At 72.5% G+C, this 6000-nt stretch carries 7 protein-coding genes; 3 read left to right on the top strand and 4 right to left on the bottom strand.

The features are described 5' to 3' along the window. Positions 1-170: 170 nt before the first annotated feature. The 3 genes from ACGFRB_RS03085 to glmS are packed head-to-tail and all read right to left on the bottom strand — an operon-like array spanning position 171 to position 3877. On the bottom strand, positions 171-1649 hold the full coding sequence (locus tag ACGFRB_RS03085) for an NAD(P)H-hydrate dehydratase (RefSeq protein WP_393238149.1): 1479 nt from the start codon (positions 1647-1649) through the stop codon (positions 171-173). A 3-nt stretch (positions 1650-1652) separates the two neighbouring features. Beyond that, the gene (locus tag ACGFRB_RS03080; RefSeq protein WP_363012527.1) at positions 1653-2021 is read right to left on the bottom strand and encodes a holo-ACP synthase; all 369 of its coding nucleotides are present in this window, start codon (positions 2019-2021) and stop codon (positions 1653-1655) included. An 8-nt stretch (positions 2022-2029) separates the two neighbouring features. After that, positions 2030-3877, bottom strand: coding sequence for a glutamine--fructose-6-phosphate transaminase (isomerizing) (gene glmS / locus ACGFRB_RS03075; protein ID WP_393238146.1), 1848 nt, complete (start codon positions 3875-3877; stop codon positions 2030-2032). Positions 3878-4075: 198 nt separating this feature from the next. On the opposite strand from glmS, the gene ACGFRB_RS03070 reads away from it, so the two are divergent. The 3 genes from ACGFRB_RS03070 to ACGFRB_RS03060 are packed head-to-tail and all read left to right on the top strand — an operon-like array spanning position 4076 to position 5012. After that, positions 4076-4462: a type II toxin-antitoxin system RelE/ParE family toxin gene (locus ACGFRB_RS03070; protein ID WP_393238143.1), complete on the top strand. Its 387-nt coding sequence runs from the start codon at positions 4076-4078 to the stop codon at positions 4460-4462. Then, on the top strand, positions 4459-4773 hold the full coding sequence (locus tag ACGFRB_RS03065; RefSeq protein WP_393238140.1) for a multiprotein-bridging factor 1 family protein: 315 nt from the start codon (positions 4459-4461) through the stop codon (positions 4771-4773). The genes ACGFRB_RS03070 and ACGFRB_RS03065 overlap by 4 nt, the downstream gene beginning before the upstream one ends. A gap of 38 nt (positions 4774-4811) precedes the next feature. Further along, positions 4812-5012 (top strand): hypothetical protein, encoded by a 201-nt coding sequence (locus ACGFRB_RS03060; protein ID WP_393238137.1) that lies wholly within the window; start codon positions 4812-4814, stop codon positions 5010-5012. Between the two features lie 83 nt (positions 5013-5095). Here the strand turns inward: ACGFRB_RS03060 and ACGFRB_RS03055 are convergent, their stop codons facing one another. Continuing rightward, on the bottom strand, positions 5096-5863 hold the full coding sequence (locus tag ACGFRB_RS03055; protein ID WP_393238134.1) for a hypothetical protein: 768 nt from the start codon (positions 5861-5863) through the stop codon (positions 5096-5098). Between the last annotated feature and the right edge of the window lie 137 nt (positions 5864-6000).

Below are 6000 nucleotides of genomic sequence, written 5' to 3'. Positions count from 1 at the left end.
GGCCCTTCCCGAACTACTGCGGGGCCCGCGCCGTAAATCATGCAGTGCAGAACACGACCCCCGGACCGGCCCCCGCGCACCCACCCACAACCTCAACGCACCACCCCGCAACCCCGAACGCGCCTCGCGCCACCGCCCCGCACCACCACTCCACGCCACGCCCCCCCAGCTCAGCGCAGCGCCCCCGCACCGACCACGTCCGCCCACGCCCCCGCCACCCCCGCCGCCACCTCCACCGCGGTCACCGGCGCCCCCGCACCACCCGCGCCCCCCGCGCCGCCCGCATCACCCCGCGTCGCCGCCCGCCGCCCCGCCAGCCCGTGCACATACGCCGCCACGCTCCCCGCGTCCACCGCGGACAGCCCCGCCGCCAGTAGTGATCCGCCGAGCCCCGAGAGCACGTCCCCGCTCCCCGCCGTCGCGAGCCACGGCGTCCCCGTCGGGTTGACCCGGACGACGCCGTCCCCTCCCGCCGGGCAGACGAGGGTCGTTGCGCCCTTGAGCAGCACGGTCGCTCCGTAGCGCGCGGCGAGTTCGCGTACGGCCGCGAGGCGTTCCGCCTCCACTTCCTCGCGTGAGGTGCCGAGGAGGGCGGCCGCTTCGCCGGCGTGCGGGGTGAGCAGCGTGGGCGCGGAGCGGGCGGCGAGGGCCGCCGGGGTGAGCCCGCGCAGTCCGTCGGCGTCGACGAGGACGGGGACGTCGGAGGCGAGGACGTCCGCGACGCCGGGTTCGTCGCCGAGGCCGGGTCCGACGACCCAGGCCTGGACGCGTCCGGCGCGGGCGGGCGGCCCGGCGTGGACGAGGGCCTCGGGGTGGGCGGCGATGACGGCGTCGGCGGCGTGGCCGACGTAGCGGACGGCACCGGCGCCGCCGCGCAGCGCGCCGGTGACGGCGAGGACGGCGGCGCCGGGGTAGCGGGCGGAGCCGGCGACGATGCCGACGACGCCGCGCCGGTATTTGTCGCTGGCGGCGCCGGGCGCGGGCAGGAGCCGGGCCACGTCGGCGTGTTGGAGGGCTTCCAGGTCGGGTTCGGGCAGGTGGGGGCCGAGGCCGATGTCGACGAGCCGGAGGGCGCCGGCGTAGGAGCGCGCGGGGTCGACGAGGAGTCCTGGTTTGTAGGTGCCGAAGGTGACGGTCGCGTCGGCGCGCAGGGCTTCTCCGGTGACTTCGCCGGTGTCGGCCTCGACGCCGCTCGGCAGGTCGACGGCGACGACGACGGCGTCGGAGCCGCGGGCGGCGCGGGCGACGGGTACGGCGTCGGGGCGCAGTCCACCGTGTCCGCCGATGCCGGTGATGCCGTCGAGGACGAGGTCGGCGTCGGCGAGGGCGTCGTACGGATCGTCGGCGACGCGCCCGCCGGCGCCGGTCAGCGCGGCGAGTCCGCCTGGGTGGGCGCGCTTGCCCAGCAGGACGGCGGTGACGCGGGCGCCTCGGCGGGCGAGGCGGGCGCCGGCGTAGAGGGCGTCGCCGCCGTTGTCGCCGCTGCCGGTGAGGACGACGATCCGGGAGCCGTAGACCCGGGGCAGGAGTCCGGCGCACGCGGCGGCGAGGCCGGCGGCGGCCCGTCGCATCAGGGTGCCGTCGGGCAGGCGGGCCATGAGGGCGGCCTCGGCGGCCCGGACGGTCTCGACACGGTGTGCGCTGCGCATGGGTCAACCCTCGGCGATCACCACCGCGGACGCCACCCCCGCGTCATGGCTGAGGGAGACGTGCCAGTGCCGTACGCCCAGTTCGGCGGCGCGGGCGGCGACAGTGCCCCGGACCCGTAGCCGGGGCTGTCCGCTGTCCTCCACGTACACCTCGGCGTCGGTCCAGTGCAGTCCGGCGGGCGCGCCGAGGGCCTTGGCCACGGCTTCCTTCGCGGCGAAACGGACCGCGAGGGAGGCGGGTCCGCGCCGTTCGCCGCTCGGGAGCAGCAGTTCGCGTTCGACGAAGAGGCGCTGGACAAGGCCCGGCGTCCGTTGCAGTGACGCGGCGAACCGGTCGATCTCCGCCACGTCGATCCCCACCCCGATGATCATTTCTTCACTCACTCCACTGTCACGGATTTGGCCAGGTTGCGCGGCTGGTCGACCTCGTTGCCCCGGGCCGTCGCCAGTTCGCAGGCGAAGACTTGCAGGGGCACCGTGGAGACCAGCGGCTGAAGCAGCGTAGGCGTGACAGGGATACGGACGAGATGGTCGGCGTACGGGACGACCGTTTCGTCGCCCTCCTCGGCGATGACGATGGTGCGCGCGCCGCGGGCCCGGATCTCCTGGATGTTGGAGACGATCTTGTCGTGCAGGACGGACCGGCCGCGCGGCGAGGGGACGATGACGACGACCGGCAGGTCCTGCTCGACGAGGGCGATCGGCCCGTGCTTCAGCTCGCCGGCGGCGAAGCCCTCGGCGTGCATGTAGGCGAGTTCCTTGAGCTTGAGCGCGCCTTCGAGGGCGACGGGGTGGCCGACGTGCCGGCCGAGGAAGAGGACGGTGTCCTTGTCGGCGAGGGAGCGGGCGAGCGCGCGGACGGGTTCCATGGTGCGAAGAACGTTCTCCACCTCGTCGCCGATCCGGGCGAGTTCGCGGATGAGGGCCTGGATCTCGTCGCCCCACTGGGTTCCGCGCACCTGGCCGAGGTAGAGGGCGAGCAGGTAGCAGGCGACGAGCTGGGTCAAGAACGCCTTGGTGGACGCGACCGCGATCTCGGGCCCGGCGTGGGTGTAGAGGACGCCGTCGGACTCGCGGGGGATGGTGGAGCCGTTGGTGTTGCAGACGGCGAGCACCTTCGCGCCCTGTTCGCGCGCGTGGCGCAGCGCCATCAGGGTGTCCATGGTCTCGCCGGACTGGGAGATCGCGACGACGAGGGTGCGCGGGCCGAGGATCGGGTCGCGGTAGCGGAACTCGCTCGCCAGCTCCACCTCGCACGGGATCCGGGTCCAGTGCTCGATGGCGTACTTGGCGATGAGCCCGGCGTGGTACGCGGTGCCGCAGGCGATCACGACGATCTTGTCGGCCTCGCGCAACACGGCGTCGGGGATGCGCAGCTCGTCGAGCCGGAGCCGGCCCTCGGCGTCGATCCGGCCGAGGAGGGTGTCGGCGACGGCCCGGGGCTGCTCGGCGATCTCCTTGAGCATGAAGGAGGCGTAGCCGCCCTTCTCGGCGGCGGAGGCGTCCCAGTCGATGTGGTACGTCCGGACCTCGGCGGGCGTGCCGTCGAAGCCGGTGACGGTGACGGTGTCGCGGGTCAGCTCGACGACCTGGTCCTGGCCGAGTTCGATGGCGGTGCGGGTGTGCGCGATGAAGGCGGAGACGTCGGAGGCGAGGAAGTTCTCGCCCTGGCCGACGCCGACGACGAGCGGGGAGTTGCGGCGCGCGCCGACGACCACGTCGGGCTGGTCGGCGTGGACGGCGACCAGGGTGAAGGCGCCGTCGAGCCGCCGGCACACCAGCCGCATGGCCTCGGCGAGGTCGCCGGCGGAGGAGAACTCCTCGGCGAGCAGATGGGCCACGACCTCGGTGTCCGTCTCGGATGTCAGATCGTGGCCGCGGTCGGCGAGTTCGGCGCGCAGGGCGGCGAAGTTCTCGATGATGCCGTTGTGGACGACGGCGACCCGGCCCGCGTTGTCGAGATGCGGGTGGGCGTTGGCGTCGGTGGGGGCGCCATGGGTGGCCCACCGGGTGTGCCCGATGCCGGCGGGCCCGGCCGGCAGGGGGCGTTCCGCCAGCTCCTTCTCCAGGTTGACGAGCTTGCCGGCCTTTCTGGCGGCGGCTAGCCCTCCGTCGCTGAGCACCGCGACGCCGGCCGAGTCGTAGCCGCGGTATTCGAGCCGCTTGAGACCGGCGATGACCACATCGAGCGCCGACTGCCCGCCGGCATATCCCACGATTCCGCACATGTCGGCAGCCTACGGCGGACCGCGCCGAATCGGACGGAGCGCACGCGAGGGGCCGCACCCCCAGGAACTCGGGGTGCGGCCGGGACGGCCGGTTGGCCGAATCAGCGCGGTCGCCTCACAGGGCGGCCGGTCACGTCACCAGGTGCAGGCCCGGACAAGCGCTGACCCATAACACCCATGCTATATATCATCGAGATTATGGACGGCGAGCGGTACACGATCGAGGTCGAGCCAGAGGTGCGCCTCTGGCTGGAGAACATCCCCGCCCACCTCTACGTCACGGCCGAGCAAAAGGTCGACCGGCTCGCCGCGAACGCCACCACGCTCGGCGAGCCCTACACCCGCCATCTCGGCGGCAAGCTCCGCGAGCTCCGCTTCGACCTCGACGGCAACGCCCAGCGCATCACCTACTGGATCGCGCCCGGCCGCCGCATCGTACTTCTGACGGTGTTCCGCAAAGCCAGGATGCGCGAGACCACGGAGGTGGAACGCGCCCGCTCCGCCCAGGCCCTCTGCGAGGCCCACCACGAACCGGCTGCCGAACACGCCGTCTACAGCCGCGACATCAAGGAGGAACCACGATGAACCACTCAGAGTGGAAGACCCGCCGCCACCGCGAGCTCCTGGGCGAAGCCGCCCGGGAAAACCCCGAGTACGACCGCCTCTACGAAGAGGCCGAACTAGCCCACGACCTCGGCCAGATGGTTTACGACCGGCGCACCGCTCTCGGCCTGTCACAGACCGAACTCGCCGATCGCTGCGACATGCGGCAACCCCAGATCTCCCGCATCGAAGGCGGTGGCACTGTCCCTACCATCCCCCTTCTGCGACGCCTCGCCCGCGCCCTCGACGCCGACCTGACGATCAACCTCACCCCTCACAGCAACGCCGCCTGAACGAACACCCGGGACATCCCAAATGACGGCTGCGCCGCATGCCGGCGCCCGGGGTGCCGGTGGAGACGGCGGCCGGGGCGTCGGTGAACCCGGACTCCTGGGTCTACTCGTACGTCGAGCGGGTCGTCGTCGCGCCGTCGTGCCTACCGCGGTCGGCGGCCTCGCCCTCGGCGCCGGGCTTCGGGCTCGCACCCCTCGGCCCGGCCACCGGCCCCATCCCGCTGCGGATGCCGCGGTGACGCGCGAGTAAGGAGAACGGGCCTTCGGCGGATCGATCCGCCGAAGGCCCGTTCGCGTGCGTGGCCGAACCAGAGGGCCGCGCTCAGCCCAGCTTCGCCACCTGCGCGTCGATCAGGGTCTTCGGCTGCTCCTTGACCGCGCCCGTCATGCTCAGCGTGACGAAGGACGCGAGGTTGTTGCCCTTGCGGAAGACCGCGAGCTTGGTCGGGAAGGACTCGCCGTCCATATCGCGGGCGACCGTCCAGGCCAGGGCCTCGTCGCCGGCGGTCAGCGTGTCGGGGGCGACCTTCGTGATCTTGTTCTTCTCGCCGGCGGCGATGATGGTGAAGCCGCCGGTGCAGGCCTCGCCCGCGGCCTTGAGCGAGGCGAACGCCTGCTCCGCGCCGTCGGCGTCGTACGAGCCGAGCACCAGCGAGGTCACCGGCGTGCTGAGGGCGGTCATCGGGTCGGTGCCCTTCTTCGGCACCTCGACGGCCTTGCGCTGCGCGCTGGCGCCCGGGGTGCCGGTGGAGATGGCGGCCAGGGCGTCGGCCAGCGGCTTGCAAGCGGCCTTGTCGGTGGAGACGGTGTCGGCGGCCAGGGACTCGCTCGCCTTGAACTTCTGCACCTTGTGACCCTTGAGGTCGGCCTGCTCGATGATCCGCTTCTCCAGGTCGGCAGCGGACAGCGCCTTCGCGTTCGAGTCGCTCTTGGCGGGGGCGGCGGGCGCGGACGCGGACGCGTCGGCCTTCTTGCCGTCGTCCTTCGCCGGCTTGTCGGCGTCGCCACCACCGCAGGCGGTGAGCAGCAGCGCGAGAGAGGCGGCAGCGGCGGTGGCGGTGGCGGCCTGGCGAAGGGTGCGGGATCTCATGAATCGGCTCTCTTTGTTCGCAAGTAATGTCCTCGCGAACCTTATGCGGACATGACAGCGCAGCGCCTCCACCTTTCCGTCGAGAAATCGACACTTTCGCACCGATTGGGATACCTGCCCCGTCGCCTTCGGGCGTG

Source organism: Streptomyces sp. NPDC048718 (assembly GCF_043198875.1).
Classification (GTDB): domain Bacteria; phylum Actinomycetota; class Actinomycetes; order Streptomycetales; family Streptomycetaceae; genus Streptomyces.
The sequence above is the reverse complement of the archived record's forward strand: the minus strand, read 5'-3'. Positions and strand labels throughout refer to the sequence as shown.

Bases quoted from the DNA above. Each gene is read 5' to 3' on its own strand.
- ACGFRB_RS03055 (WP_393238134.1), bottom strand. From the start codon at position 5,863: ATGAGATCCCGCACCCTTCGCCAGGCCGCCACCGCCACCGCCGCTGCC.
- ACGFRB_RS03065 (WP_393238140.1), top strand. From the start codon at position 4,459: ATGAACCACTCAGAGTGGAAGACCCGCCGCCACCGCGAGCTCCTGGGC.
- ACGFRB_RS03060 (WP_393238137.1), top strand. From the start codon at position 4,812: ATGCCGGCGCCCGGGGTGCCGGTGGAGACGGCGGCCGGGGCGTCGGTG.
- ACGFRB_RS03070 (WP_393238143.1), top strand. From the start codon at position 4,076: ATGGACGGCGAGCGGTACACGATCGAGGTCGAGCCAGAGGTGCGCCTC.
- ACGFRB_RS03080 (WP_363012527.1), bottom strand. From the start codon at position 2,021: ATGATCATCGGGGTGGGGATCGACGTGGCGGAGATCGACCGGTTCGCC.
- ACGFRB_RS03085 (WP_393238149.1), bottom strand. From the start codon at position 1,649: ATGCGCAGCGCACACCGTGTCGAGACCGTCCGGGCCGCCGAGGCCGCC.
- glmS (WP_393238146.1), bottom strand. From the start codon at position 3,877: ATGTGCGGAATCGTGGGATATGCCGGCGGGCAGTCGGCGCTCGATGTG.